28 protein-coding genes are annotated in these 26,965 nt (G+C 70.1%); 13 read left to right on the forward strand and 15 right to left on the reverse strand.

Going from position 1 to position 26,965, the window contains the following annotated elements:
• Positions 1–38: 38 nt before the first annotated feature.
• Positions 39–830 carry an SDR family NAD(P)-dependent oxidoreductase gene (locus ACFY2X_RS10655; protein ID WP_389935526.1) on the reverse strand — a complete coding sequence of 264 codons (792 nt, stop codon included), beginning with the start codon at positions 828–830 and terminating at the stop codon, positions 39–41.
• Positions 830–1,453 carry a cysteine hydrolase gene (locus tag ACFY2X_RS10660; RefSeq protein ID WP_389935529.1) on the reverse strand — a complete coding sequence of 208 codons (624 nt, stop codon included), beginning with the start codon at positions 1,451–1,453 and terminating at the stop codon, positions 830–832. The genes ACFY2X_RS10655 and ACFY2X_RS10660 overlap by 1 nt, the downstream gene beginning before the upstream one ends.
• A 173-nt stretch (positions 1,454–1,626) precedes the next feature.
• Between ACFY2X_RS10660 and ACFY2X_RS10665 the strand changes: the two genes are divergently transcribed.
• From ACFY2X_RS10665 to ACFY2X_RS10695, 7 genes are all read left to right on the forward strand, one after another.
• The gene (locus tag ACFY2X_RS10665) at positions 1,627–3,714 is read left to right on the forward strand and encodes a protein kinase (RefSeq protein WP_389935532.1); all 2,088 of its coding nucleotides are present in this window, start codon (positions 1,627–1,629) and stop codon (positions 3,712–3,714) included.
• A gap of 31 nt (positions 3,715–3,745) precedes the next feature.
• Positions 3,746–4,108, forward strand: coding sequence for a Zn-ribbon domain-containing OB-fold protein (locus ACFY2X_RS10670; RefSeq protein ID WP_389935535.1), 363 nt, complete (start codon positions 3,746–3,748; stop codon positions 4,106–4,108).
• Positions 4,105–4,446, forward strand: coding sequence for a VOC family protein (locus ACFY2X_RS10675; RefSeq protein WP_389935538.1), 342 nt, complete (start codon positions 4,105–4,107; stop codon positions 4,444–4,446). The genes ACFY2X_RS10670 and ACFY2X_RS10675 overlap by 4 nt, the downstream gene beginning before the upstream one ends.
• Positions 4,447–4,458: 12 nt before the next feature.
• The gene (locus tag ACFY2X_RS10680; RefSeq protein ID WP_389935541.1) at positions 4,459–6,033 is read left to right on the forward strand and encodes an AMP-binding protein; all 1,575 of its coding nucleotides are present in this window, start codon (positions 4,459–4,461) and stop codon (positions 6,031–6,033) included.
• Positions 6,030–8,318 (forward strand): acetate--CoA ligase family protein, encoded by a 2,289-nt coding sequence (locus ACFY2X_RS10685; RefSeq protein WP_389935544.1) that lies wholly within the window; start codon positions 6,030–6,032, stop codon positions 8,316–8,318. Before ACFY2X_RS10680 ends, ACFY2X_RS10685 begins: the two co-directional genes overlap by 4 nt.
• 1 nt (position 8,319) lies before the next feature.
• Positions 8,320–9,069 (forward strand): glucose 1-dehydrogenase, encoded by a 750-nt coding sequence (locus ACFY2X_RS10690; RefSeq protein ID WP_389935548.1) that lies wholly within the window; start codon positions 8,320–8,322, stop codon positions 9,067–9,069.
• A 160-nt stretch (positions 9,070–9,229) separates the two neighbouring features.
• Positions 9,230–9,826 carry a TIGR03086 family metal-binding protein gene (locus ACFY2X_RS10695; protein WP_389935551.1) on the forward strand — a complete coding sequence of 199 codons (597 nt, stop codon included), beginning with the start codon at positions 9,230–9,232 and terminating at the stop codon, positions 9,824–9,826.
• Between the two features lie 22 nt (positions 9,827–9,848).
• On the opposite strand, the gene ACFY2X_RS10700 is transcribed toward ACFY2X_RS10695, so the two are convergent.
• From ACFY2X_RS10700 to ACFY2X_RS10710, 3 genes are all read right to left on the reverse strand, one after another.
• Entirely contained in the window at positions 9,849–10,004 is a 156-nt protein-coding gene (locus ACFY2X_RS10700) for a hypothetical protein (RefSeq protein WP_389935554.1), read from the reverse strand.
• Positions 10,005–10,301: 297 nt separating this feature from the next.
• Positions 10,302–10,949 carry a response regulator gene (locus tag ACFY2X_RS10705; protein WP_389935557.1) on the reverse strand — a complete coding sequence of 216 codons (648 nt, stop codon included), beginning with the start codon at positions 10,947–10,949 and terminating at the stop codon, positions 10,302–10,304.
• Positions 10,946–12,049 carry a sensor histidine kinase gene (locus ACFY2X_RS10710; RefSeq protein WP_389935561.1) on the reverse strand — a complete coding sequence of 368 codons (1,104 nt, stop codon included), beginning with the start codon at positions 12,047–12,049 and terminating at the stop codon, positions 10,946–10,948. Before ACFY2X_RS10710 ends, ACFY2X_RS10705 begins: the two co-directional genes overlap by 4 nt.
• Before the next feature lie 141 nt (positions 12,050–12,190).
• Here ACFY2X_RS10710 and ACFY2X_RS10715 point away from each other — a divergent pair, with 141 nt between their 5' ends.
• On the forward strand, positions 12,191–13,246 hold the full coding sequence (locus ACFY2X_RS10715; RefSeq protein WP_389935565.1) for a hypothetical protein: 1,056 nt from the start codon (positions 12,191–12,193) through the stop codon (positions 13,244–13,246).
• 256 nt (positions 13,247–13,502) lie between these two features.
• Here ACFY2X_RS10715 and ACFY2X_RS10720 read toward each other — a convergent pair whose 3' ends face one another.
• Positions 13,503–14,174: a PaaI family thioesterase gene (locus ACFY2X_RS10720; protein ID WP_389935567.1), complete on the reverse strand. Its 672-nt coding sequence runs from the start codon at positions 14,172–14,174 to the stop codon at positions 13,503–13,505.
• 391 nt (positions 14,175–14,565) lie between these two features.
• Here ACFY2X_RS10720 and ACFY2X_RS10725 point away from each other — a divergent pair, with 391 nt between their 5' ends.
• Entirely contained in the window at positions 14,566–16,296 is a 1,731-nt protein-coding gene (locus tag ACFY2X_RS10725; protein ID WP_389935570.1) for a CHAP domain-containing protein, read from the forward strand.
• Between the two features lie 143 nt (positions 16,297–16,439).
• On the opposite strand, the gene pip is transcribed toward ACFY2X_RS10725, so the two are convergent.
• The 4 genes from pip to ACFY2X_RS10745 all read right to left on the reverse strand — a co-directional run bounded on the left by pip (position 16,440) and on the right by ACFY2X_RS10745 (position 20,546).
• On the reverse strand, positions 16,440–17,399 hold the full coding sequence (gene pip, locus ACFY2X_RS10730; protein WP_389935573.1) for a prolyl aminopeptidase: 960 nt from the start codon (positions 17,397–17,399) through the stop codon (positions 16,440–16,442).
• Between the two features lie 171 nt (positions 17,400–17,570).
• A complete protein-coding gene (locus tag ACFY2X_RS10735) occupies positions 17,571–18,392 on the reverse strand; it encodes a TIGR03619 family F420-dependent LLM class oxidoreductase (protein ID WP_389935577.1) in 822 nt (273 codons plus the stop codon).
• A gap of 37 nt (positions 18,393–18,429) precedes the next feature.
• Positions 18,430–19,404, reverse strand: coding sequence for an acyl-CoA dehydrogenase family protein (locus ACFY2X_RS10740; RefSeq protein WP_389935579.1), 975 nt, complete (start codon positions 19,402–19,404; stop codon positions 18,430–18,432).
• Positions 19,401–20,546, reverse strand: a complete 1,146-nt coding sequence (locus ACFY2X_RS10745) for an acyl-CoA dehydrogenase family protein (protein WP_389935582.1) — start codon at positions 20,544–20,546, stop codon at positions 19,401–19,403. The genes ACFY2X_RS10740 and ACFY2X_RS10745 overlap by 4 nt, the downstream gene beginning before the upstream one ends.
• 138 nt (positions 20,547–20,684) lie before the next feature.
• Here ACFY2X_RS10745 and ACFY2X_RS10750 point away from each other — a divergent pair, with 138 nt between their 5' ends.
• Positions 20,685–21,407: an HAD family hydrolase gene (locus ACFY2X_RS10750; RefSeq protein ID WP_389935586.1), complete on the forward strand. Its 723-nt coding sequence runs from the start codon at positions 20,685–20,687 to the stop codon at positions 21,405–21,407.
• Between the two features lie 31 nt (positions 21,408–21,438).
• On the opposite strand, the gene ACFY2X_RS10755 is transcribed toward ACFY2X_RS10750, so the two are convergent.
• The 4 genes from ACFY2X_RS10755 to ACFY2X_RS10770 all read right to left on the reverse strand — a co-directional run bounded on the left by ACFY2X_RS10755 (position 21,439) and on the right by ACFY2X_RS10770 (position 23,710).
• On the reverse strand, positions 21,439–21,594 hold the full coding sequence (locus ACFY2X_RS10755) for a hypothetical protein (RefSeq protein ID WP_389935589.1): 156 nt from the start codon (positions 21,592–21,594) through the stop codon (positions 21,439–21,441).
• Positions 21,595–21,770: 176 nt separating this feature from the next.
• Entirely contained in the window at positions 21,771–22,355 is a 585-nt protein-coding gene (locus ACFY2X_RS10760; protein ID WP_389935591.1) for an HD family hydrolase, read from the reverse strand.
• Between the two features lie 122 nt (positions 22,356–22,477).
• Positions 22,478–22,945 (reverse strand): NUDIX domain-containing protein, encoded by a 468-nt coding sequence (locus ACFY2X_RS10765; protein ID WP_389935593.1) that lies wholly within the window; start codon positions 22,943–22,945, stop codon positions 22,478–22,480.
• 9 nt (positions 22,946–22,954) lie between these two features.
• Positions 22,955–23,710 carry an XRE family transcriptional regulator gene (locus tag ACFY2X_RS10770; RefSeq protein WP_389935596.1) on the reverse strand — a complete coding sequence of 252 codons (756 nt, stop codon included), beginning with the start codon at positions 23,708–23,710 and terminating at the stop codon, positions 22,955–22,957.
• A gap of 190 nt (positions 23,711–23,900) precedes the next feature.
• Between ACFY2X_RS10770 and ACFY2X_RS10775 the strand changes: the two genes are divergently transcribed.
• From ACFY2X_RS10775 to ACFY2X_RS10785, 3 genes are all read left to right on the forward strand, one after another.
• The gene (locus ACFY2X_RS10775) at positions 23,901–24,224 is read left to right on the forward strand and encodes a hypothetical protein (RefSeq protein ID WP_389935598.1); all 324 of its coding nucleotides are present in this window, start codon (positions 23,901–23,903) and stop codon (positions 24,222–24,224) included.
• 35 nt (positions 24,225–24,259) lie between these two features.
• Positions 24,260–24,508, forward strand: a complete 249-nt coding sequence (locus tag ACFY2X_RS10780) for a hypothetical protein (RefSeq protein WP_389935601.1) — start codon at positions 24,260–24,262, stop codon at positions 24,506–24,508.
• A 368-nt stretch (positions 24,509–24,876) separates the two neighbouring features.
• Positions 24,877–25,665: a hypothetical protein gene (locus ACFY2X_RS10785; protein ID WP_389935604.1), complete on the forward strand. Its 789-nt coding sequence runs from the start codon at positions 24,877–24,879 to the stop codon at positions 25,663–25,665.
• Between the two features lie 41 nt (positions 25,666–25,706).
• Here the strand turns inward: ACFY2X_RS10785 and ACFY2X_RS10790 are convergent, their stop codons facing one another.
• Positions 25,707–26,897: an RNA-guided endonuclease InsQ/TnpB family protein gene (locus ACFY2X_RS10790; protein WP_389935606.1), complete on the reverse strand. Its 1,191-nt coding sequence runs from the start codon at positions 26,895–26,897 to the stop codon at positions 25,707–25,709.
• Between the last annotated feature and the right edge of the window lie 68 nt (positions 26,898–26,965).

A 26,965-nucleotide genomic window follows, 5' to 3' on the forward strand; every position in this document is an offset into this window, starting at 1 on the left:
CGGGGTGCGGGCCTTCGGCTTCGGTCATGGGCTCGGCGTCACTGCATGGTGATGCCGCCGCTGACCGACAGGATCTGGCCCGTGATGTACGCGGCCCTGTCGGTGCAGAGGTAGGCGACCAGGCCCGCGACGTCCTCGGGGGCGCCGAGGCGCCGCAGCGGGACGCCCCGGGCGAGTTTGTCGACGAGTCCCGGCTTCTCGGCGTCCACGCGGCGGAGCATCGGGGTGTCGGTGGGTCCCGGGCAGACCACGTTCGAGGTCACGTTGCCCCGGGCGGCCTCGCGGGCGAGGGTCTTGGCCAGGCCGAACAGCCCGGCCTTGGTCGCGGCGTACGCTCCCTCGCCTCCGGACCCGGCTCGCGCGCCGTCGGAGGAGATGAAGACGAGACGTCCCCAGCCCCCCTCGGTCATCCCGGGCAGCATGAGCTTGGTGAGGAGCATCGGACCACGCAGGTTGACCTGCCACATCAGGTCCCAGGCCGCCGGATCGCTGCTGACGAACGGCTCGACGACCGACACGCCCGCGTTGTGCACCAGGATGTCCGCCTGCCCGGCCCGGTCGCAGAACTTCGCGATGGAAGCCGGATCGGTCAGGTCCACCCGCAGTGCCGTGGCCGGGAACCTCGGCCCGCTCGGCGCCCCGACCCTCGTTCCCAGCCCCAGCGACTCGCTGTTCAGCTCGTCGGCGATCGCGGCGGCACCCGGCTCGTCCACGTCGGCCACGACGACCCGCGCCCCGAGCGAGGCGAGGTCACGGCAGATGGCCGCGCCGATCGCCCCGGCTCCCCCGGTCACCACCGCGGTGCGGCCGTCCAGCCGCAGGCCGTTCATCACCGCTTCCAGACCTCCACGAGATCCGCGGCGGGCACCCGCGCGGCCAGCAGGCTGACGGTGTTCTCCAGTACGGCCCGCCCGTAGTCTTCGGGGATCCCGGCCACCGCGTCGGTCGCCACCACCACCCGGTAGCCGAGGTTGACGGCCTCCAGGGCGAGCCCGGGGATGCCGAGGTTCAGGGAGAGCCCGACGGCGACGACGGTGGAGACGCCGAGGGAGCGCAGGGTCATGTCCAGGGAGGTCCCGGTGAAGGGCGAGAAGCCGTGGTAGCGGCGTGACTCCAGGTCGCCGGGGTCGAGCAGGCCGGGCAGGACCTCGATCGCGCCGGTGCCCTCCAGCATGTGCGCGGGGTCCTTCAGCAGGGCGGTGACGAACGGGCTGTTGCCGGTGTGCGACCCGGCCCGGTCGGCGCGGAAGGCGGCGGTGCAGTGGATCACCGGGACCCCTGCCGAGCGGGCCGCGGCCAGGACCGAGGACGCGTTGGCCACCACGTCTCGCCGCGCGCACACCTCCACCAGATCGGGAAATTTCGCTAGATCACCGATGACTCCGCGCTGCATCTCCATCACCAGCACCGCGCTGTGCCCCGGCGCGGCCAGCGATCCCAGATCGACCGGCATCCGACCTCCATAAACCCTAGCGCTTGCTTGGGCAGCCGGTCAGAGCCTAACACGCGACTGGACGGCCGCCCCGGACGGGCATCGCCCGCCCACCCGCAAAGTTCGCGAACCATGACAACCAAGAGGAGGGGTGAGACCGTCGAACAAACGACGGCACTCGGAGGGGGACTGAATTGGTTCCGGGATACCGCGAGGTTCGAGAGCTCGGCGTCGGAGGCAGCGGCCGCGTGGTGCTGGCCACATACGCCTCCACCGGTGCCTACGTGGCCATCAAATACCTGAACGCGGCCCTGAAGGACGACCCGTGGTTCCTGGCCCGCTTCCGTGAGGAGGCGCGCGTCATGGTGGAGTTGCGCGACCCCAACGTGGTCCAGTTCTACGAGTACTACGAGGACGTGCTGGCGGCCGCGATCGTGATGGAGCTGGTGGACGGGGTCGCGCTCAGGAAGGTCCTGACCGACCACGGCACCACGAGCCCCGAGGCGGCGCTGACGGTGCTCAAGGGCTCACTGACGGGCCTGGCGTCCGCGCACTCCGCCGGCATCGTGCACCGTGACTACAAACCGGAGAACGTGCTGGTCCAGGCGGACGGCACCAGCAAGCTGACGGACTTCGGCATCGCCACCCGCGCCGGGGAGCCGGACACGCCCGCGGGCACCCCGCCCTACATGGCGCCCGAGCAGTGGGGCGGGCATCCGGCCACCCCGGCGAGCGACGTATACGCGGCCACGTGCGTGTTCTTCGAGTGCCTCACCGGGCGCAGGCCGTACCGGGCGGACCGGCACGCCGCGCTGATGCACCAGCACCAGGCCGCGCCGGTCCCGCTGGACGCTGTGCCCAGCTCGGTCCGGGGACTGGTCGCGCGGGGCATGGCCAAGAACCCGGCGGACCGGCCGCCGACGGCCCAGGCGTTCGTCACGGAGCTGGAGGCGGCCGCGCTGTCGGCCTACGGACCGGAGTGGGAGCGGCGCGGGCGGCGACACCTGGCCGAACTCGCCACCCTGCTGGCCCTGGCGTTCCCGCTGGCCAGACCGGCGTCGAAGGCGAGCACCTCGGTCGCGCGGAGCGTGATCGGCCGCGCGGGGAAGAGCGCGGGGAAGAGCGCGGGGAGAATCCGCCGCCCCCGGATCGGGCCCCGGGTCCTGGCCGGGGTGGCCGTCATCACCGTCGCGGGCACCGTCGGGCTGATCACCGCCAACCGGGCCTCCGACCGGCTCTCCGCCGGCACGATCTTCACTCCGGCGCCGGGATCCCCCTCGGCCGAGGACACGCCGACGGCCTCCGCGGGGAAAAGGGGATCCTCGCCATCGGAACCGATCACCGTCCCCCAGTCGTCGCGGAGTGCCGCCCCCTCCAAGCCGTCTCCCCGGCCGTCGTCCGGAGCCAACGCCGGCCGGACCGCGCCGCCTTCGGCGACCGCCGGCCCGAGCCGTCCCGCCCCGACCCCGGCGAGAACGCCGTCGAGAGCACCCACCCCGAGCGTGCCGGGAACGCCACCGCCTCCCGGACATGTGGTCAGCGGCCTGACGATCGGCGGAATCGATGCGAACGGGACCACGATCGGCGTGCGCGCGTCCACCGCGGCGAACGTCCTGCTGACCGTCGTGCTCGCCGAGGGCGAGGACCGCGACCGGCTCACCGAGGCGCCCGCGCGCCGCTTCACGCTCGCCGGAGCCGGCACCTACTCCCAGGCCGTCCCGCACGCCTTCACCGCCCCGGCCTGCGAGCAGACCCTCTACCGGCGGGTCACGGTCTTCACCTCACCCCAGGCCGAGGGTGGCGCGCGGACCCGCACGGCAGAGGTCAAGGGCGATCCGTGCCCGGCGCCCTCGGTCGAGAACGTGGACATCACCTCCTTCGACGGCACCACGGTCCGCTTCCGGGTGCGAACCGGGAGCACCTCCGCGGTGACCGTGAAGCTTGGATTCGTCCAGAAGGTCACCGGCGGCGAGGGCGGCTCGACCAGCAGCGCCCGGACGCTGGAGCTGTCCGGCCAGACCGACTACACGCGCGAGGTCACCGGGGACTTCGCCGCGCTGCCCGAATGCGGCAGGGACGTGCGGCGGCTGGTGACCGTCACCACGGTCCCCGAGAGCGGGACGCGCTCCCGTGAGGCGAGGATCGACCTGCCCCCCTGCGAGCCGGACCCGAAACCCGACCCCTCCCGGTCCGAACCGTCCACCGACGGCGAGCAGGGCTCCGAACCGCCCGTCGACATCGAGCAGGGTCCGGACAAGCCAGGACACGACGGCATCTTGTGAGCAAACCAAGCGTGCGCTAGCTTGGCGATCGATGACCAGTGACACGCTCACCTACTGGGATGCCTGCCGTCGCGGCGAGTTGGTCATTCAACGCTGTACGGCCTGCGCCCGGCGGGTGCATCTACCCGCTCCCGAGTGTCCCTACTGCGGCGGCACCGACCTTCCCTACGAACCCGTCTCCGGCGACGGCACCGTGCACACGTTCACCGTGGTGCACCGCTCCTTCGTGCCGGAGTTCCGGGGGCGGGAGCCGTACGTCCTGGCCTGGATCGACCTGCCCGAAGGGGTGAGGGCGTTCGGCCAGGTCGTGGACTACCCGCCGGACCGGGTGCGGATCGGCATGCCGGTACGCGTGATCTTCGTCGACGACCTGCCCCACTGGAGGCCAGCGTGAGCAAGCTCGGCAACGTCCTGATCCCCGTGAACGACCTGGACGACGCGATCGCCTTCTACTCCGGCACGCTCGGCCTGGCGGTGCGCTTCCGCGACGGCGACCGGTTCGCGGCCCTGGACGGAGGGGGCGCCACGGTCGCGCTGGTCACGACGGACGAGCAGGTGGCGGGGGACGTCACCGCGCCGTCCTACAAGGTCGGCGACGTCGCGCGGGCCGTACGGGAGCTGGCGGAGGCGGGGGCGAAGGTCGTGCGCGAGCCCGAGACGGGGCCGCACGAGATCAGGGCCGTGCTTCGTGACCCGTCAGGAAACGTCTTCGTCCTCTACTCGTCCCTCTGACCGGAGGTCACAATGGCGCGATCCCCCTACGGCAACTACGCCCACGCCATCCTCACCGCCAACGCCCTGCGAACCCCGGACAAGGTCGCGCTGACCTACTGCGGCGAGCAGAGCTTCACCTACGAGGAGCTGAACCGCACCGTCAACAGGCGCGCCCACGCTCTGGCCGAGGCCGGGGTCGCGCCGGGACAGCGGATGGCTGCACTGCTCAACGAGACGCTGCACGTGGCCGAGGTCTATCTGGCGGCGGCGAAACTGAGCGCGATCACCGCGGCGCTCAACCCGTACTGGCCGGTGGACACCTTACGGGAGGTCGTCGCGCACTCCGGCGCCACCTCCTTCGTCTACGACTCCACGGTCGAGCGGGTCGTGTCGGAGATCCGCCCCCAGCTTCCGGGCGTCACCACCTGGATCAAGGTCGGCGGCCCCGGCGAGGAGGCCGTGGACCTGGACGCGCTGACCTCCGGAAGCTCGCAGGAGGAGCCCGCGCTGGGCGGCTTCGACGACGACCCGCTGGCGCTCTACTACACCTCCGGGACCACCGGCCTGCCCAAGGCCGTGATCCACACGCACGCCTCGTCGCTGGCCACCGCGCGGATCTGGCTGGACGTGCCACGCGCCGAGGACTCCGTGCTCGGCACCGGAGCCATCATCTGGGGCATCGGCTTCCCCGCGCTGGTCGGGCCCGCCCTGTACGCGGGCATGCGGCTGGTGCTGGAACAGGACTGGGGACCGGCGAACTTCCTGAAGGTCGTCCCCCGCGAGAAGGTCACCCACGTCTCGCAGATCCCCTCGTTCTACGCGGCGCTGCTCGGCTCGGACGACCACGAGGGGGTCGACCTGTCGTCCCTGCGCGTCATCATGCTGGGCGGCGAAGCGCTCCCGGCGGCGCTGCTGGCCAGGATGCGGGAGCGGCTGCCGGACGCGGGCGTCTACTGCTACTACGGCCAGACCGAGGCCCCCTACACCTGCTTCGGCCGGGTGGACGACGGCAGCACGCCGCTCGGCTCCTCCGGCAGGGCGAGGACCGGCAACGCCGTACGGATCACCGGGCCGTCCGGTGACCGCGTGGTCGACGAGGTGGGCGAGATCAACCTGGCCGGACCGCACCGGATGACCGGCTACGACGGGCTCCCCGACAAGACCGCCGAGGTGCTCCGCGGCGAGTGGTACGTGGGCGGCGACCTGGGCATCCTCTCCGAGGACGGCAACCTGACCGTGCTCGGCCGCCGCGAGGACTCCATCCTCAAGAGTGGCGCCTGGTCGCAGCCTTCGGTGGTCGAGGAGGCCGCGGTGGCGCTGGACGACGTTGCCGAAGCCGGCGCGGTCGGCGTGCCCGCGCACGTCGAGGGGCAGGACGCGGCCGAGCAGAAGATCCTGCTCGCGGTGGTCGCACGCGCGGGACACTCGCTGGACCCGTCGAAGCTCTCGGTCGCGCTCGCCGAGTCGCTGCCCCCGCACCAGCGGCCGGACCACGTCGTGGTCGTCGAGGAGCTTCCGCACTTCCAGGACGCCTCCGGCGGCCCCGGCAAGCTGCTGCGCCGCGAGATCCGGGAGAAGTACCAGCACCTCGTGGACCAGGCGTGACCGAACACGACGTCCTGGCGGTGGACGTCGCCCTCCCCGAACCCTTCCCCGAGCACTTTCCCGAGCACGAGGTCAAGGCGCTGCTCAGGGAGGCCGGCGTGGCGGTGCCGCGCGGCGTCACGGCCCCCACTCCCGAGGAGGTCGCGGCAGCGTCCGCGGACCTGGCCCCGCCCCTGGTGCTCAAGGCCTTCGGACCCGGGCTGGTGCACAAGTCGGATGCGGGCGCGGTGCGGCTGGCCCTCGACGGACCTGCCGAGGCCGGTCAGGCCGCCGCCGAGATGCTGCGCGGCCTCCTGTCCCAGGGCATCACACCGGACGGTTTCCTGATCGAGGAGCAGGCCGTGCCGGGGGTCGAGCTGATCGTCGGCGTCGTGCGCGACCCCGGTTTCGGGCCCGTCCTGCTCACCGGGCTCGGCGGCGTCTGGACCGAGGCCATGCGCGACACCGCGCTGCGCCTGTGCCCGATCTCCGAGACCGACGCCCGGCGGATGCTCGCCTCCCTGCGCGGGGCGCCCCTGCTGTACGGCTACCGCGGACGCCCGGCCGTGAACGTGGACGCTCTCGTCGAACTGCTCGTCACGATCGGCGGAGACGGCGGCCTGTGGGAACGGCTGGAACTCGGCGAGTTCGAGCTCAACCCGGTCATCGCCACCGGGCAGGGCGTCATCGCGGTCGACGCCCGCTACATCCGCGCCGATCGCCGTCCGGAAACACCCGAACCCGATCGCCGCTCGGAGACGCCGGAAACCGTCGCGCGCCGCCCCGCCGTACCGGCACCGCGTGAGAGCGGCGCGGCGAGAACCGACTTCACCTCACTGTTCGAGCCGCGAGCCGTGGCCGTGGTGGGGGCCTCTACCAACAGGCCGAACTTCGGGAACATGTTCCTGGAGTTCTACCGGGCCACGGGGATACCGCTGGTCGCGGTGCACCCGGAGGCGGACGAGATCGACGGCGTGCCCGCCGTGCCGACGCTGGCCGACGCCGACGCCGACTACGCGCTGGTCGCCGTCCCGGCCGGGCGGTGCGCCGAGGTCGTACGGCAGGCGGGTGGCATCCCGTTCGTCCAGGTGATGAGCGGCGGCTTCGCCGAGGCCGGCGCGCCCGAGCTGGAGGCCGAGCTGATCCGCGCGGCGCGGGAAGCGGGCACGCGGCTGCTCGGGCCGAACTGCATGGGTGTCTACAGCCCGCGCGGCGGCCAGACGTTCATCGGCGGCGAGCCCGGACCGCCCGGACACGTGGCGCTGATCTCACAGAGCGGCGGCCTGGCCGGGGAGGTCATCAAGGTCGGCGAGCGGCGCGGGCTGGCGTTCAGCCGGGTGGCCACCGTGGGCAACTCGGCCGACGTGACCCCTGCCGAGCTGCTGCGCTGGCTCTCCACCGACGAGCACACCTCGGTCGTCGGCATGTATCTGGAGGATCCCCGCGACGGCCGCGCCCTGTTCGAGGCCCTGATGTCAGTGCGCGGGCGGCTCCCCGTCGTCCTGCTGGTCGGCGGCCGGAGCACCCAGGGCCGGAGGGCCGCCGCCTCCCACACCGGCGGCATGGTCAGCGACGGCCGCATCTGGCAGGCCCTGGCCGACCAGGCCGGCGTCACCCTGGTCACCAGCCAGGACGATCTGATCGGCGTCCTGTCCTTCTTCCAATCCCACGCCCCCCGCCTCCACCCCCCCACCTCGGCGCCCGCCTCCGGAACCACCCCTGCCGTTCCGGCCCTCGACCCCGACAGCCGCCCGGCAACTCAAGGGGTCCGAGGCGGAGCCGAGGGTGGGGACCCTGCGCTGCTGGTGATCGGGCCGAGCGGCGGGGCGAGCGTCCTGGCGGCCGACGTGTTCGACGCCGCCGGGCTTTCGCTCGACGCGTTGCCACGGGAAGCCCTGGACGGGTTGAAGGCGCTCGGGGTCGGGGTCGGCAGTTCCCTGGCCAACCCCCTGGAGATTCCGGTGGGCCCGAAGGGAAATCCGGACCTCGTCCGGGAGGCCGTCGCGGCGATCGTGGCGCGGCGGCCGTACCCGGACGTCGTCGCTCACGTGAACGCGCAGAGCTTCTTCACCTACGGGACCTCGGCCGAGCCGCTGTACGCCTTCGCCCGCAGCCTCGCCCAGGCCCAGGACGACCTGCCAGGGGTCAGGATCACCCTGGTCACCCGGAACGCCGAGTGCGCGCCGCCCGGGGTCGCGGACGAGGTCCGCGCGATCGCGGCCGATGCCGGGATCCCCGTCTACCGTTCGATGGAGGCGGCCGCCGTGGCCGTCGCCGCCGCCAAACGTTTCATCCGAGGAGCTTGAGATGGGTCTGCTGGATGGCAAGGTCGCGCTGATCACCGGCGGGGCCAGGGGCATGGGCGAAGCCCACGTGCGGCTGTTCGTGGAGGAGGGCGCGCAGGTGGTCTTCGGCGACGTGCTCGACGACGAGGGCAAGGCGCTCGCGGAGGCCACGGGGGCGCTGTTCGTCCATCAGGATGTGACGCGGCCCGAGGACTGGGAACGGGCGGTGGGCACCGCCGTCGAGACGTACGGCAAGCTCAACATCCTGGTCAACAACGCCGGAATCCTGAAATTTCGCCGGATCGCCGATATGACGCTGGACGAATACGAACGGGTCATCGACGTGAACCTCAAGGGCACCTGGCTCGGCGTCAAGTCCGTCATCGAGCCCATGAAGGCCGCCGGCCGGGGCTCGATCGTGAACATCTCCTCGATCGAGGGCTTCATCGGCGCCGAGGGCATGTCCGCCTATGCCGCCTCCAAGTTCGGCGTGCGCGGGGTGACGAAGGCGGCGGCCCGCGAACTCGCCCGCTTCAAGATCCGGGTGAACTCCGTCCACCCCGGCGCCATCAACACCTCCATGGCCACGGATCCGGAGCTCATGGCCGAAGTGGACGGCGAGGCGTTCGTGAAGTCCATGGTCATGAAGCGCTTCGCCAAGCCGGTGGAGGTCTCCCATGTGGTGGCCTTCCTCGCCTCCGACCGGGCGAGCTACTGCACCGGCAGCGAGTTCACCGTGGACGGCGGCCTGCTCACCGGCGCGGGTTACTGACACCTCGCACCCGAAGCCCGCTGTGGAAGACCGTATGACGTGGCACTGACACCGCCGCGGAGCGTTCTTCTTGCGGTCAGGCGCAGTTGCAGGGGTCTGTTACGGGTAGGCCGAGCCGTACCGGCCTGCCTATCCTGATCGTCGGCACCGAGGGAGGCACGTGAACGCGATCGACGGACACAAGCTGGTGGCGGACGCACACGACTATCTTCGTACGGCGACCCTCGGCGTTCCCGAGAAGCGCTGGGGGAACGGCACCCTCTGCACCGAGTGGACCGTCCGGCAGGTCCTCAACCACGCCCGGCTCGCCCAGCTGGCATATGCGGCCGCCATCACCGGCGGCGAGGGCGAGCCGCCGGTGAATCCCTTCCAACCGGCGGACGCGTTCAACGCGACTCCCGTCGACGACCTCGACGAGGCCCTGTCCAAGGTCTCCGCGGCATGGTCCACCATCTCGCCGGACGCGCAGACCGCCCCGACGCCGATGGGCCCCATGCCGCTCTGGGTGGGCACGGGGGCATGTGCTCTCGACGCGGGCGTGCACGCGTGGGACATCGCCGTGGCCACCGGCCAGGATCTGCCCTTGCCCGAAGACCTGGCCGAGAGACTCACGCCGGTCGCCGAGCAGCTCGTGGACCGCATGCGCGACAGCTACGGTTTCTTCGCCCCGGCACTCGACAACCCCACCGGTACGAACCGCGCCGAAGCCCTGCTGCGTTTCCTGGGCAGAGATCCGCACTGGTCGCCCGCGGTCTAGTGCTGCGTTTCTCAAACGGTGGTCACGATCCCGTGGTCAGCGTGAGATCCTCACGCACCACACGGGCACGCGTCACCAGCTCGAAACGGCTCTCACCCTCGGTGACCTCCAGCTCGCCGCCGTCCCCGCCGCCCCCGCCGCCCTCGCCGTCCCCGCCGCCGTTCACATCGCCGTTCACGGCGAGTTCGATGGCGCACTCGGTGGCGTCACCGTCAGGGCGCCGATGTAGGCGAGGACGAACCACCGGGCGTTCGGCACGCCGCTCAGAGCCAACCGGCGTCCTTGATCATGAATCCGGACACCTGCGAGCCGAAGGCCCTGCGGACGCTACCCGGTAGCGTCACCAAGGCGCCGCGCACCATGTGCACATCTTCAGCAAGCAGAACCCTGATCAACACGCCTCCCCACCAGTCACAGGAAGAGGCTTTTATAGCCTTCTACACCGTTCGCGAGATTCTCACGTGTGATCGTAGCTTCACACGCCGGTGACGGCGCCCGAGCTCCATGCCCAGGCGGCGATGCCGACCCGGTTGGCCGCTCCGAGCTTGCGCTGGATGTTCGCGACATGGGTCTTCACCGTTCCGGCACCGATGAACAGCTCGGCGGCGATCTCGGCGTTGGTACGGCCGTGGGCGACCAGACGGGCGATCTCAAGCTCTCGCTCCGTCAGCGGCTCGGCGAGTGCGGTCGCGGGGGCGGACGGCGCGGCAGGTGCGCGGAGATGGGCCAGCAGGCGGACGGTGACCTGCGGGCTGATCAGCGTGTCACCGGCCATGGCCGCCCGGATCGCCTCGATGAGCAGGGTGGGGCCCGACCTCTTGAGCAGGAAGCCGCAGGCGCCGTTGCGCAGCGCGGCGTGCACGTACTCGTCGAGATCGAAGGTCGTCACGACGATCACCCGGGTCTGTCCGGCCAGCAGCCGGGTGACCTCGAGCCCGTCGAGCTTCGGCATGCGGATGTCGGCGAGCACCACATCGGGCCGCAGATGCCGGGCCAGGTCGACGGCGCCGCGTCCGTCGGCGGCCTCCCCCACCACGGTCATGTCGGGCTGGGAGTCGAGGATGAGCCGGAAGCCGATTCTCACGTCTTCCTGGTCGTCGGCGATCAGGATCCGGGTGGTCATCTCAGCGCTCCACGATCGGAGGTCGGACGACTCACACGTGCGCCGGGGCGCCGGAGCCGCCGGGACGGGTGGGTGGGCAGGAGCGCCTCGACCCGCCAGCCGCCCGACTCGGGTCCGGCCGACAGCGAGCCGCCGAGCACCTCGACCCGCTCAGTGAGCCCGACCAGACCGAAGCCTCCGCGACCGGCCGCCTCCGAGTGGCCGCCACCGTCGTCGTCGACGCGCACGCGGACCGACTCTCCCACACGGGTGACGGTGACCGCGACGGAGATCGCCTCGGGAGCGTGGCGGCGCACGTTGGTCAGCGCCTCCGTCACGACCCGGTAGACGGTGGCGGAGGTCTCCTGGGAGAGCCCCCGCTCCAGCCCGGGATCGACCGCGAGGTCCACCCGCACCGACGGAGAGTAGCCGTCGACGAGCTGTTCCAGGCCGTCGACTCCCGGCAGCGGTTCCGCCGTGCCCGGTCCGGCCTCCTCGGCTTCGTGGAGCATCTGAACGGTTCGGTCCATGGCGGCAAGAGCCCGCTGGCCCGCCTCCTCGATACGCCGTAGCGCGTCGGTCACCTGCGGCGGGAGCGGTCCCGGCACGAGCTGGGCGGCCTGCGCCTGCACGAGGATCCCGCTCACGTCGTGGGCGACGAAGTCGTGCAGGTCGCGGGCGAGCGTCAGCCGCTGCGCCCGCTTGGCCTCGGCCACCGCGCGGCGCCGGCCGTTGTCCAGCATGCGGGCGTAGAGTCCGGCCCCCGCCGCCGCGATCGCGAGGAGGGACCAGCCCGCGCAGGCTCCGGCGGCGAACGCGAGATCGCCGGGCCAGAGCGCGCGCACGAGCATCAGCGCGACCGCGCTCCCCGCGAGCCCGGCCGAGACGACGGCCTGAGGGACCGGCGCGCGCCTGGCGGCCATGAGCGTCAGCACGAGCAGGGGCGGCACTTCGACCAGCACCCATGGGACGGTACCGCCGTGCCATCCGGCCAGCGGATGCGCGACAGTGATCGCGACCGAGATCGCCCCGGCCGCCGCGGCGGGCCACGCGGGCGGCACGCGTGGCACGAACGCCACAATCATCATGGCGAGTGCCAGAAACGCGGCGGCTGTGTCCATGGGTCGACCCTATTGGGGCACCCGACCGCAGGAGATCCCCCAAAAGGGAGACGGGCCGCGACGCCCGCCGGACGAGATCCGCCGAACGGCAGATGGGCACGCCACCCTCCACCGCTCGACGCTTGAGCCATGGAAACAACCATGGAAAACCAGAAGGTGGCCGCCCGGTGGCCCCGCTGGGCGGCGTACGCGGCGAGCGCCTGGTCGCTGGCCTACGGCGGGCTCGGGCTCCACTGGACACTGGGCGGCGCGGGTTTCCCCTTCGGCGAGGGCGACCTCCCCGACGCCAGGGCGGAATCATTGCTGGGCGGCGCGACGGCCGCGGGAACCGCGCCGGTCATCATGGCGCTCGGGTTCGCGGGCGCGGTGCTCGCGCTGGTCATGGCCCGGGTACGGCTGCGCGGCGCGGCCCGCTTCGCGGTGCTCACGCCGGCCTGGGCCGCCGCGGTGACACTCGTCGGCCTCATCCCCGACGCCCGGATCATGACAGCGGTCGGTTACGCCCCGATTTTCCTGATCGGGCTGCCGTTCGGCTGGCCGGACGCCAACTACTTCGAGCTCGCGTTCCCCTGGCCGGTGCTGAACCTGATCATCTGCATGGCCGGAGGGCTGCTGTGGGCGGGCGCGGCGCTGGCCTTCCAGCGGCGCACCAGTGACTCCTGCGGCAGCTGCGGCCGCTCAGCGCGCGGGGCCGCCCTCTGGACGACACCCGCGTCGGCGGCCAGATGGGGGCGATGGGCGGCCTACACGGCCTTCGTCGTCCCGCTCTTCTACGCCGTGGTCCGCTGGGCGTGGGCGCTGAACATCCCGCTGCTGTTCTCCGAGGAGAATCTGCGCTGGCTGCACGAATCGGGCCTGGCGTGGGCGGGAGCGGCACTGGCGACGTTCGCCGCGGTCGGCAGCACGCTCACGCTCGGGCTGGTGTATCGCTGGGGTGAGATCTGGCCCCGCTGGGTGATCGGCCTGGCGGGCAAGCGCATACCACCCGCGCTTCCGCTCACCCTCGCGTCGCTGGTCACGGCCGTGCTGCTGTCGGCGGGCCTGGAAGCCGTGCGCATCACCGACTGGACCGACCCGGCCGCCTGGCTGAGCAGCCCCATAGCGTACTGGCCGATCTGGGCCGTGGCGCTCGGCACGGCGACGCTGGCGTACTACCTGCGCCGGCGGGGCAGGTGCCGCTACTGCGGGCTGATATGAACCGCAACTCGCCGTACTCCGCCTCAAGCGCTCTCACGATCAGGCCACCGACCAGCCGACCGTGCAGCACCTCCGATGACCAGGGAACACAGGCGTGCGGGGCGGGGATGAACTCGCCGTTCCTGAGAGTGAAGAACGCGCTGTCGCCTGCCATAGAACAAGATTCTATTGATCGCGGATCAGCGGTGCGCGGGGATTCCCGCCCCCATGCCTTCCGGTCGATCTCCGGCCAGGCGGTGCGTGAAAACCGGCGAAGTCATGATGTGGTGCCGGTGGACCGTTCCTCCGGCCCGGGGATGCCGCGGTCGTCCTCCATCCAGAGCCGGGGCGTGATGAACAGGCCGGTCGCCTCGACCAGCGAGGTGCCGTCAGGAAGGGCGATCCGGCCTTCGGACCAGGTCTTGCGGCCCTCGGAGCGGACATATTCGGCGGTCGCCACCAGCGGCTCGCCGTACGGGACCTGGCGCAGGTAACGCAGGGTCAGCGTGGCGGTCATCCCGGCGACACCGGCAACCGCGACGGCATGACCCAGCATGTGGTCGAGGATCATGGCGCTGACACCGCCGTGGACCGAGCCGGGCGGTCCCTCGTGGGTCAGGCGGAAGCAGAGATCGGCCCGGACCGTCTTCTCCGGGGTGACCTGGACGACCAGCGGAAGGGCGTGCGGGTTGGCCGAGCCGGTGACCGCGTTTCCCGCGTGCCGGGGCTGGCCGTCGGGGCCGAACTCGAAGGCGTGCGGGGAGGTCCGCCGGACGGCACGCAGACGATCGGTGAGAGCGGCCAGTTCGGCGGTGACGGCGGCGATCTCATCCTCCGGGACGTCCGTCAGCACGACCGCGTCGACCAGCTCACGGGCCTGCCGGGCGAGCAGGGCCAGCGCGTCGAGACCGGCGTCGGCGTCCTCGGTGGGGGCGAGATCCATCGTCATGCGCACACCTTAGAACATGTTCTACAGAATCCCGTTCGGCCCCCCTCCGGACGCCCAAGGACCGCACGCCTCGAAGATTTTTTGTTGGGCCGGTTCGGCGAAGGAGGATTCCGAAAAGGCCGTTGACGTGGGCGTTTGCTCCCGATCGAGACCACAGACGTCTTTATGTGCACTTTGGGCTGTCTTGACCCACCCTTTTGTCAGGTAGCCTCCCACGTCACGGAAGAAACTGGCCAATGGTGCCGCCACACGCGCCCCGACTGCCCCCCAGGTCGGTCCGCGTGAACGCACCATCGCTCAACCCATCTCCCGGTAGCCCGGTCGCGAGGGCGGCGCGACCATGCCCACGTGGCTGCCTGGGGATCACTTGAAACTTCCTATGACCCCTGAGATGCAGAAGTTCATCGAACTGCTGGAGAGCGAGCTCGGGTATACCGAGAGGGGCGGCTCTACCAAGTTCGGTAAGTGGTACGGCGGGAACGTGGAGTTCGACGCCGACTACTCTTCGGCCCCCTGGTGCGACATGTATCTGTCGTGGGCGGCCAGCAAGCTGGGTTACGAGGAATGGGTGGGCCAGTTCGCCTACACCGTCTACCACGCCGAGTGGTTCCAGCAGCAGGACGCCTGGGGCACCACCCCCAAGCCGGGCGCCATCGTCTTCTTCGACTGGAGCGGCTCGAACAAGGTTGAGAACATCGACCATGTCGGGATCGTCACCAAGGTGGACGGCAAGACGATCCACACGATCGAGGGGAACATCGACGGCGGGGTCGCCAAGCGCAAGCAGCGCGACACCGACAAGATCGTCGGCTACGGGTATCCGGAGAAGATCAAGGCCCGGCTGGACAAGGAGGCGGCCCAGAAGCAGACGGTCATCACCTCCCCCGACATCCAGGCGAACAACTCGGTGGCGCTCGACCCCGGGCCCAGCCTGCTCTCGATGATCTCCCCGCCGGATCCCGCGCACGAGACCGACGCGTCCGCTGAGTCCATCTCGGCCAAGCCCGCCCCCAAACACGCCAAGCCCGCCGCCAGGCCCACCGCCAAGGAAGGCGGGGCCGCCCCGGAAAACACCCCGAAGCCCAGCGAGACCCTCGCCCGGCCGCAAACCTCCGCCAGCCGTACCACGACACCCGGCAAACACGCCAAGCCCGCCACCGCCGACACCAACGCGCTCGCCACCGCCCCCAGCTCGGCGAGCCGCGACCTGTCCCTGGACACTCCCCAGCTCGGCTCCCCCGCCGTCCTCGCCCCGGTCCTGCTCGCCGCGGTCGCGATCATCGCCCACGCCAAGGTCAAGCAGTCGCGGGTCCGGCTCGCGTTCGCCGGTGGGGGCACCGCGCCCGCCCGCCGGGCCCCCTCCCGCCGGGCCCCGGGCCGCCGCCGCGCCCCCGGCCGCCGCCGGATGACCGCGAACGCGCCCGCCGTCACCGAAGAGCACCGGACCACCCCGCCGATCGAGGAGCCCCGGACCACCCCGCGGACCGAAGAGCCCCGGACCACCCCGCAGGCCGTTCCCGAGATCACGCTCCCACCGGCCGCGGTGACCGACTTCCCCTCGGTCACCACCCCGCTCGCCCACGTCAGGGAAACCGGCCTCACCCCGGCGGAACAGGCCTGCCTCGCCCGCGCCGAGGAGATCATCCAGGCCAGCCTCGCCCGCGCCGAGGAGGCCGGCTGGGTCGGCTTCTTCGGCCCCGGCGAGAACGGCCGGACCGACTCCTTCCGCCCCGGCGAGAACAGCCGGACCGGCGGCATGGTCAGCCCCACCCGCCCCGGGGCAACCGTTCCGGCCGGTCGGCGCCACGACGGTCCTCGCGTCCCCTACCAGGGCAGGCGCCGCCTCCGCGAGCGCCCGGTCGCCGAGTCGTCCACCTTCGTCCAGGACGCCCCCCTGCGCGGCCGGCGCCACCGCCGGGCCGATCCCGTGGTGAGCACAGCCGGTACGGCTGGCATGACCATCCCGGCCGCCTCGACCACGCCGGTCGGCCCGGTCGGCCCGGTCGGTCCGGTCAGCTCGACCCGGCCGAGCGGCTCGGCGAAGCCGCTCACCGCCGAGCCCACCGACGTCCTGGTCCACAGCGGTTACCAGGGTCGCCGCCGGGCGAGAGTGCCGGTCTAGGCCTGTCGTCAAGGTTCACCCATGGCACCTCGCCTCACCAAGTCGGCAGGCGAGGCGTGAGCCTGCCCAGCCCCACTCCGGCGGCTTCCCTCATATGCGGCGGGTTCTGACACCGGCTCCGCGCAGTGAACTCTGATGCGGTCTCAGTATCGCGAAAACCGGTCGAGCGCATAGATGATCTCGTCCTTCATGGTTCCGCTGCCTGTGTGCCCGGAGTCGTCGACGACGACCAGCCGCGCGTCGGGCCAGGCCTGGGTCAGCTCCCAGGCGGTTCCGACAGGGCAGCCCATGTCGAGGCGGCCGTGGATCAGCACGCCCGGGATGCCCGCCAGGCGATCGGCGTTGCGCAGCAGCTCACCCTCCTCCAGCCAGGCTCCGTTCGAGAAGTAGTGCGCGCAGATCCGCACGAAGGCGAGCAGCGCGTCCGGAGGGCGGGAACTGTACGCCTTGGGCTTGCCGTTCGGCTCCAGGGAGATCACCGCGTCTTCCCACGCCATCCAGTCGTCCGCGGCCCTGGCCCGCACATCCGGATCGGGATCCTCCATCAAGCGCGCGTAGGCGGCGAGGAGGTCGCCGTCACGATCGGCCTCGGGCACCCCGGCCCGGAACCGTTCCCACTCCTCGGGGAAGAACCGCCCCACGCCCCGGTAGAGCCAGTCGATCTCCGAGCGCCGGGTCGTGGTCACCCCGGGGATGACGATCTGCGACACCCGCTCCGGGTGGCGCTGGGCGTAGGCGAGGATCAGCGTCGCCCCCCACGAGCCCCCGTACAGCAGCCACCGCTCGATCCCCAGGTGCCGCCGCAGCCGTTCCATGTCCGCGATCAGATGGCCGGTGGTGTTCGCGCTCATGTCCGTGGCCGGGTCGCTCGCGTGCGGCGTGCTGCGTCCGCAGCCACGCTGGTCGAACAGCACGATCCGGTACCGCTCCGGGTCGAAGACCCGGCGGTTGCCCGGCGAGCACCCGCCTCCGGGCCCGCCGTGCACGACCAGCGCGGGCTTGCCGTCCGGGTTCCCGCAGGCCTCCCAGTAGACGAGGTTGCCGTCGCCCACGTCGAGCATCCCGCTGTCGTACGGCTCGATCAGCGGATACGGCTCAGCCATGTCACGGGTCTCCTTGATCACTTATGGGCGAGCTTGTGACATTAGCAGGCACGCTCGCTCCCGCTACCCGGCCGCGCCGCGTGGCATCGGCCGCACCGCGTGCTCGGCCCGCCGGGCACCGGCAGCGCCGCTTCCCCCGAGGACACGGGTCTCAGGAGCGGAGGCCCCGGTTCAGAAGTAGCCGGCGGCGAAGTCCGCGAGGCCGGCGACGGCGTCGCGGCTGCGGCGCCAAGGGCGGACGATCATACGGTCCACGCCCAGTTTCTCCCACTGGGCGATCTCGGCGGGGCCGGTGAGCTCGTAGGCGTGCGCGGTGACCGAGAAGGGGCGGTCGTCGCGGAGCGCGGCGAGCCTGTCGAGCTGGGGGCGGATCGTGTCCAGGGAGTGCGGCATGCTGATCCAGCCGTCGCACAGCCGGGCGGCTCGCCGCAGGGCCGCGCCCGACTCGCCCCCGGCCAGGATCGGCAGCCGGTCCTGGACCGGTTTGGGCTCGAAGGCGACCTCGGGGAAGTCGTAGAAGCGCCCCGCGTGCGCGACGACCGGTTCGGACCAGAGCCGCCGGGTCACCTGGATCGCCTCGTCCAGCCTGGGGCCCCGGGTGGCGAAGTCCACCCCGGCCGCCAGCCACTCCCCCTCGTACCACCCGGCGCCGACCCCGCAGATCGCCCGGCCGCCGGACACCCGGTCCAGGGTGGCGAAGGCGCGGGCGGAGACGAAGGGGTGGCGCAGGGCGTAGAGGTGCACGGCGGTGCCCAGCCGTACCCGCGAGGTCAGCCCGGCCAGCCAGCACAGGTAGGCGGGGGCGTCGAACAGCGGGGTGGCCGGCGAGATGCCTGGCTTGTCGGTTCCCGGGTAGGTCGCCAGCGACAGGTCCGTGGCGAAGACGAGGTGCTCGGGCAGCCACACCGACTCGAAACCGAGCTCGTCCGCCGCGACCGCGACGTCCCGCCACGCGTCCGGGTGGATCAGCCCGAGGGGAACGCCGAACCTCATCGGCGGCCTCCCACTGCCCGGTTCCGCCGTACCCGGATCACGGCCATCTCCTCAGTTCGGGAGCGCCCAGGATCGCGGTTCTCAACCGCGAGCGGTGCAGGCCGGTCCCGCCGTACGCGGCCGAGAGCGACCACACCCGGGCGAGCCAGAGGTGCAGGTCGAGCTCTTCGGTGTAACCGATCGCGCCGTGCACCTGGAGCGCGGTCCTGGCGGCCAGCTCGGCGGCCTCTCCCGCCGCGGCCTTGGCGGCGCTGACGTCCCGGTCCGTGGTCGGCAGGTCCCGGTCCACGGCGAGGGCAGCGGCGTAGACCAGGGGCGCGGCGAAGTCGACCGCGATGGCGACCTCGGCGAGCTGGTGCTTGACCGCCTGGAACGCCCCGATCGGACCGCCGAACTGCCTGCGGGTCCGCGCGTAGTCGACGGTCACCTCCAGCAGGTGTCTGGCCGCCCCGATGAGCTGGGCGGCCACCGCGACCGTCACCCCGCGGACCGCCGGGGCGACCTCGGCCCTGAGCCGCGTCCCCTCCCGGAACTCCACACCGAACAGCCGTCTCGTCCGGTCCGCCCCCGGTTGGGGCGTCAGCCGTACCGCGTCGGGCTGGACCGCGTACGGCACGCCGTCCCGCTCCACGATCAGCAGGTCGGCCAGGTCCGCGTCGGGTGAGTAGACCTGGTCGCCGATCCGCACGCTCACCCGCAGCGAGCCGGCGGCGAGCTTGCCCAGCACCGGATCCCCCGCGAGCAGCGCGGGGGCCGCCACGGCGGTCTCGGCCACCGGGCCCGGCAGCGCGGCCCGGCCGGTCTCCTCGAAGGGCAGGACCGCGTCGACGAGCCCCAGGCCGAGGCCGTCGTGCTCCTCGGGAACCAGCAGCCCGAACAGCCCGATCTCGGCGAGCTGGGACCAGGCGGGGGTCCGCTCGTCCCGTACGGCCCGGGCCGGGCAGTGAGTCTTGAGGACGTCCCGGACGGTCGCCGCGAGTGCCAGCTGGTCGTCGGTGAATGCGAAGTTCATCGCGGCAGCCCCAGAACACGTTCGGCGATGATGTTCCGCTGGATCTCGTTGGTGCCGGCGTAGATGGGACCGGCGAGGGAGAACAGGAAGCCGTCCAGCCAGCGGCCGCCGTCCTCGGCGTCGGGGGCCCCGCCGTCCAGCAGCCCGCGTTCGCCGAGCAGGCGGAGGGCGAGGGTGTGCATGCGCACGTCCAGCTCGGACCAGAACACCTTCCCCATGCTGGACGCGGGGCCGATCTCCTCCCCGGCCGCCAGCCTGCGGGCGGTGCCGTAGGTGTGCAGCCGGTAGGACTCGGCGTCCAGCCAGGCCCGCGCCACCTGGTCGGCCAGGACCGGGTCGGCGTCGAGTGAACGGGCCAGCCGGACCAGCCGGTCGGCCGTCGCGAGGAACCGGCCGGGACTTCGCAGGGTGAGGCCGCGCTCGGAGGAGGTGGTGGCCATCGCGATCCGCCAGCCCTCGCCGGGGGTGCCGAGCACCAGGTCGTCGGGGACGAAGACGCCGTCGAAGAAGATCTCGGCGAAGCCGTGTTCCCCGTCGAGCTGGGCTATCGGCCGGACGGTGACGTCGGCCAGGGGGAACATGAAGTAGGTCAGGCCCCTGTGCCGGGTCGAGGCCGGGTCGGTGCGGAACAGGCCGAAGCCCCAGTCCGCGTAGGAGGCCCGGGAGCTCCAGGTCTTCTGCCCGTAAAGCCGCCAGCCGCCCTCGGCCCGCTCCGCGCGGGACACGAGCGAGGCGAGGTCGCTGCCGGCCTCCGGCTCCGACCACGCCTGTGCCCAGATGTCGCCGGCCCTGGCCATGCCGGGCAGGAACCGTTCCCGCTGTTCCGCGGTGCCGAAGGAGAAGATCGTGGGCGCCAGGAGGAAGATGCCGTTCTGGCTGACCCGGCCGGGGGCGCCCGCCGCCCAGTATTCCTCCTCGAAGATCAGCCACTCGATGAGGCTCGCCCCGCGCCCGCCGTACTCGACCGGCCAGGACACCACCGACAGCCGCTCCGCGGCGAGCAGGTGCTCCCACTCTCGATGCGCCTCGAACCCCTCCCGGGTGTCCATGGAGGGCAGCGGGACCTTGGGCACATGCCCGGCCAGCCAGTCTCGCACCTCAGCCCGGAATTCCTGCTCCGCCCGCGTGAAGTCCAGATCCACCTAACCAAACTAGCGCACGCTTGGTAAGTCGTATAGAGCCGGACCGCGTGGACAACGAGCCGGTGCGCGAAGCTTTCCATTAGGCGGCGACCGGGAACCGTTAATCCGGCAGCGCCGGCCGGTGGATGGAGGGGCGTAGTGGGCGCGGAAACTCCTAAGATCCTGGTGCTGTGGGACGTTGACCACACGCTGATCGAGAACGGCGGAGTCAGCAAGGAGACCTACGCCGGAGCCTATGAGTTACTGACCGGGCGAACCGCGATACACAGGGCACGGACCGATGGCCGCACCGATCCGGCGATCATGCGCGACCTGCTTGATCAACATGGAATCGAGATGACCGACGCTCATGCGGCCAAGCTGAACACGGCGCTGGAAAGCTCTCTGCAGTCAAGGCGGGAAGAGCTGAGAAGGCGCGGATACGCTCTTCCAGGAGCACGAGAGGCAATTTCCGCTCTTGGCGATTTGGGCGGGATAGTCCAGACCGTCCTGACAGGCAATATCAAACCAAATGCCTTCACCAAGGTCGCCACGTTCGGCCTGGACTTCGGCCTGGACTTTGAAGTGGGCGGCTATGGCTCCGATGACAGCGTCCGGGCGAACCTGGTCGGCGTTGCCCGCAAAAGAGCAGGGGCCAAATACAGGACATCCTTCGATGAGTCAACGACGGTACTCATCGGTGACACCGTCCGAGATGTACGTGCGGGCAAGGACAGCGGGGCCTACGTGATCGCGGTCGCCTCGGGCCTCGACACGATCGAGAGATTGAAGAGCGAAGGTGCGGATATCACGTTGCCGAACCTCGTGGACACCTCCGCACTGATCGATGCCGTCATCGCGACGAAGAAGAGGAATCTCTAGTTTCTCCGGAGAGCAAGGCGGCACGCTGTCTTCAAAAATTGGACTCTTCGATCGGATACGAAATATCCCAGACCCGCTCGAAGCTTCGAACGTAGGTATCGAAGAAGTCGCCACCATCGATGCGACGCAGGTGAAGAAGCGGCGCAATATAACCATAAGCACCAAATATGTGCTGATTGATCAGCATGTCGTTGCCGTAGCGGAAATCGAGTTACATTTTTCATAATTCGGGGGACTAGCGGTCCTGAGCGCCACCAGTCCCCCGAATTATGAAAACAGCGGCTCACCCACCGGGCTCGTACATCACACCGTCGAACGCGACCTAGCCACACGAGCTCGAACGGATTCGGGCGTCGTTGAGCGTCAGGTGTCTCGGTCTCCGTTGAGGATGTGCGTCATCCACTCCAGTGAGCCCGTGCTGAGCGCTTCCTCTGCGATGCGCTTCGCGGACGGCGTCTTCAGGGCGGCAAGTGAGCTGTCGATCCACGGCTGTACGTTCCCGTGTCCCTGCTCCCGGTATTCGATGGCCTGGATCAGGCACTCCAACTTGTCGGCGTCACGGGCGCAGACGGCTTCGAGGCTGGTTTTCTCCTCGTATTCGCCGACCGCGCCGCTCACCATCTCGGCCACGGGTTCGGGGACACCACGCATCTGGTCTGCGGTGACCTCCTCGTTCGGGGCCGCTGTCAGATAGCGCTTGCCGATATAGGGGATGTCGGTGACCCGGGTCTCCTGCGTGTCGTGGAACAGGCTCATGAACGCCGCGCGCTCGGGGTTGCCGCCTTCCAACGCGGTGATCACGCTCGCGATGATCGCCGTTCGGAACGAGTGATCGGCGATGCTTTCGGGGTCCCGCACTCCCGCGACCAGCCAGCCCGTGCGCTTGTAGCGCTTGAGCAGCCCGATCTCGTACAGCAAGCCTGTCAGCTTCGACAGCTCCTCCGCCATGGAAGTCCCCTCTCACCCTCGGTGGATCATGCGCAGAGCGTAGCTGACCGCCTCCAGCTCTCATTGAGACTGCGGCGACAACGCTCCACTTCGGTGGCGGGTTCGCATGGTCGGCGACAGTCTCAGTCGATGTGCGGGTATGCGCCGTTCAAGTAATCGTTGAGCTGGCGCCACTGGGTCGGATGGATATCGAGCGCCCGGAGGTCTTCGGGTGCTACCCACTGGACGGCGCTGGCCTCGTCATTGACTTCCGGCCGACCTCCGATCGGACGGGCGATCAACATCACCTCGTACTCCTGGCGGACCTCTCCATCGGTGTAGGCGACGATATGGCCGGGATCGGAGTAGATGCCGAGCATGCCAACCGGTTCGACGATGACCCCGGTCTCCTCCTCGGTCTCTCGTACGGCGCACTGTGAGGGCGTCTCACCGATCTCCATCTTTCCCATCGGCAATGCCCACTGGCCGGTATCCCGCCTGCGCTGGAGGAGGATGCGTCCCGCCTCGTCAACGGTGATCGTTCCGCACGCGGGAACCAGGGTGTTGGCCTTCGGCGCGTTCGGGTCGTTCCAGAACTCGACTCGTCCCACGGGTTCCTCTCAGATCTCAGTGCCGGACCACGGCACGGCCTCGGCCCACACGCGATCGAATGATGTCATGTAGTGCTCGGCGAGCGTCCCGCTGTCGAGTCGGCGGAAGTGGAAGGTCGCGTTGGCCGATGCGGGTTCGCCGTACGCGTGCGGGTTGACGAGGATCTCGTCGTCATAGCGGAACAGGGAGGCATACAGCGTCGTCCCGTGCAGCCGTATCTCACACCCGTCAAGATCGACAAGATCTCGGTAGTAGGTGAGAGACGAACGAATCTTGGCCGCCAGCGTGCCGCCCAACCGCTCCTCTCGGTCACGGACCTCCACGGCCTGAGAATTGGGATCGCCAAAGCACAGGCGAACCGCCACACCGCGTTGAACCGCCTCGGTGAGCATGCGAGCCACCTTTGGTTGCGTCTGGGCGTAGAACGTCCCGGAGAAGACCAGGACGTCTATGTGCTCCTGAGCATCACTGAGAAGACGTAGCCACGTCTCACGCGGGACGCTCGCCCGGTCGGGGTAAATCTCCAGAAGCTCGGAACGACTGGCCTCGCCCTTGCGAGCGCCGCTCTGCCGTAACACGTCAGGCCAGAGATAGGTCTCGTCAGCCGCAAGCAGCTTGGCCGCCGCCCATCGGTGACGACGGTGCGGAACCCGGCCGGTGTTGATCCACCGCTCCACGGTCTTGGCCTCGACTTCACACGCTCTGGCCGGATCCTCCAGGGCTATGCCGTGACGCAGCATCGCCGTACGTAGGCGTTCGTTCACGCCCTTCAGTGGAAAAGACGTTCCAGGACGTTTCAAGGCCTTCTTGGGACGTTTTCATGGTCGTCAACACGTCCCCACAACGACCTCCAGCGAAGTTCAAAGATCCGGTTCACCTCGGTTCACTGTTCCCATCCGTCAATGCCCAACTACGCATCGTGACAATTCGGAGGTCGGGTGCATGCAACCACCAATGACCGGTCTGGACTTCGCCTCGGTGACCCCTCTCGATGCCGCAGAAGAACTCCGGGCCGAACTAGGGCTCCAGGGAATTACGGCTGATGTCCATGACGGGTACGGCTTGGCGCTGGTGTCGGTTTGGGTGGGCCTGGTTGTCTGGTGCCAGCACGATCGTTACTGGTGGCGTACCGGCTGGGATGCCCGACGGCACCGGTTCGTCTACGCCTGGCATCCGGCAACCGATCCTGACCAGGCTGCTTGTCGCATCATGTTCCGCTACCGGGAACTGCGGGAGACGCATCCTCTGTCCGAGCTGATCGCGGAGAGCGTCACGTGATCGTGCTGAATGAGTGCCTGAGTCCGCATGTGGCCATGCTTCAACGGAATCACGTCCGGCTGGTGTGGCGGCGGCCGTACTCGGTGCTGGAGCGGACTCGCTCGGTGGCCTGGACCTGCTTCTGCCGCGCCACGGTGTACGAACTGTACGAAGGCGGCGGACGGGCGTTTCTGCGGCGAACCGTTCAACTCGACGGGGGCCACGAGATCCGCGAGACCTCTCTCTTGCCGATCAGTGAGGCTCGGGTGATCTGGACGGCGTTGCTGTCCGGTAGAGCCCGGTAGAACGGGCGTGGCGGCGTGGGTTTTGGAGGGACGGCGTCGCCACGCCTGCCGAGGTGCCAGGGGTCAACCGGGTGCCTCCTGGCCCGCTCCTCCCCCGCCCCGACGACTGCCGATCTCGCGGCCCAATCGAGGAGTCAGCTCTGTCTCGGCGTGTCCCCCGCACGCCATGTCCACCGTTGATCCCACCCAACGTGCACGGACGGAGTTGACGCCGATCGAGGGACGCGAACGTTTCCGGCAACCGGGGCGGGGGAGAAACCGGCGGATCCTGTTGAAGACCCGAAGCCGGGCAGGGTTTGGGTCAGGTTCCGCCGGAGGTCGTCTCCATCGTCGCTCTCCTGGCACCGAGCAGTATTGTTCGGAGTCGAATGCCACTGCCACAGGCCGGACCGGACCTCACCTCGGCCGTCTTGGCAACCTTCGGGATCACGGCACTGATCTCCCGCAGGGCCGGGACCGTCATGCTCGACCGGTTGCCGCCTGGCACCGTGGTGGCCCCGGGACTGGGCGCGACCTGCTTTGCCACTGCGGCGGTAGCGGTGATCTTCCTTTCTCTCCGGAGCCAGGAGCGGAACGTCGTCCAGGACAGTAGGAGACGCTGGCGGCTCCCTGCGGTCCTACTGCGGTTGACGCTGGCTAACACTGCCTTCGCCGCTGGCTATCTCGCGGTGGTGATGTTCATGCCGCTGGTGCTCCTGCAACGGGGCGCACAGGCACGGCTGCCCGGGCTCACTCTCACCGGTGCGGCCACGCTGGCCCCGCTGGCCTTATGGGCGACGCGACGGATGCTGACCCCGCGTCCTCACCACATCGTGCTGGTAGCCGGAACCGTCCTGCTTGCCGTTCTCACCCTGACGATGGCCAGCGTGGACAACCTCCCGCTCACCGTAAGCGCCTATCTCGCCTGGATCGCCGTGAACGGCGTGCTGCTGGGCCGCTGGCAGGCACTCGTGGCCGATCGCGCACCCGAGACCAAACGGCCCCGCTGGTTCGCCTTCCACAGATCGTCATGGGAAGTCGCCCAACCCTCCGTCCCCGGCTTGGCCACACTGGTGGGCAGCGCCGCTGGAACCATCGGACCGGTGGCGTTCCTCATCGCGGGCGTGGCCTTTCTGACCGTGCCCTTCATCCTGAAGGCCCGTGTGATCAGTTGTTGACATCCTCCCCCGCCTGAAGAGCGGAGGATTCCAACCCGCCCCTACCCCGAAAGGAGGACGCGTTGAGGTTCGCGGTGCACCGGCCCGGCAACCCCAGGCCCTTCCCGCGCAGACACGGCATGCCCCGCCGCGTGGTAGATGTTCCTGGCCGCGTTCACATCCGCGTTGGCGGCGTATCCGCAGGACCGGCACCGAAAGTCGGCTTGGCTCTGACGCGACTTCCGATCCACGATCCCGCACGCCGAACACCGCTGGCTCGTGTACGCGGAGTTGACTCTCACGACCCGTCCGGGGGCCTTGTCCTCCAGGCGGGCCACCAGCGCACCCCAGGCGGAGGCGAGGACGCCCCGGTTCAGCCCGGCCTTGGCCGCGACGTTCTTTCCGGGCGCCTCGGCGGTGCCCTTGGCCGAGCGGGTCATGTTCCGGATCTTCAGGTCCTCCACCGCGATCACGTCGAACCGTCTGGCCAGATCGGTGCCGGTCTTCTCCACCCAGTCCTTGCGCCGATCCTTCTCACGGGCCTTCAACCGGGCGATCGCGGCCTTGACCGTGGCGCGCCGAGTGGAGCCGCGCCGGGCGCGGGCGAGCTTGCGCTGCAACCGAACCAGCCGCCGTTGCTCGGTGGCGTTCAGACCGGGGACGGTCAGCGGGTCCCCGGTGGACAGCGCCGCCAACACCGCCACCCCGCGATCCACCCCGACGCGTCGCCCGTTGCCCGGTGCGGGAATCGGTGCGGGCACGGCGGCGAAGGCGATGTGCCGGCGCCCGGCCGCGTCCCGGGTGATCCGGTAGGACTTCACCCCGTCGGGGACGGGCCGCGACCAGCGGAAGGACACCCAGCCGACCTTGGGCACCTTGACCTGGCCGACATGGCGCGAGACGCGGCGCACGTCGCCGGGCTTGACCGCGACGATCCGAAACCCCTCGTGGCGGCCGCGCTTGCGCCAGGTGGGCCGGCCGTGGGTGCCGGCGAAGAAGTTGCTCATGGCCTGGGCGAAGTCCCGCAGCGCCTGCTGCTGGACCGTCTGCGAGCCCGCGGCAAGCCAGGCGAACGCCGCGCGGGCCTGGGTGAGCTGCCGGGACTGTTCGGTGTAGCCGGGTGCCGGTTGTCGCCCCGGTTTCCAGTGTGTGTGCTGCTCGATGGCCAGGTTCCAGACGTAGCGCGCGTGGGCGCAGTGGCCGGCCAGGACCGCCTGCTGGGCGGGGGTGGGCGTCAGCCGGTACCGGGGCACGAGGCGGAATCTAACCGATCCCACCGACAGAAACCGTGCGGCCTTGTGCCGCGTTTCCTCTCCCGCCC

Source organism: Streptosporangium sp. NPDC000396 (genome assembly GCF_042898655.1).
GTDB lineage: Bacteria > Actinomycetota > Actinomycetes > Streptosporangiales > Streptosporangiaceae > Streptosporangium.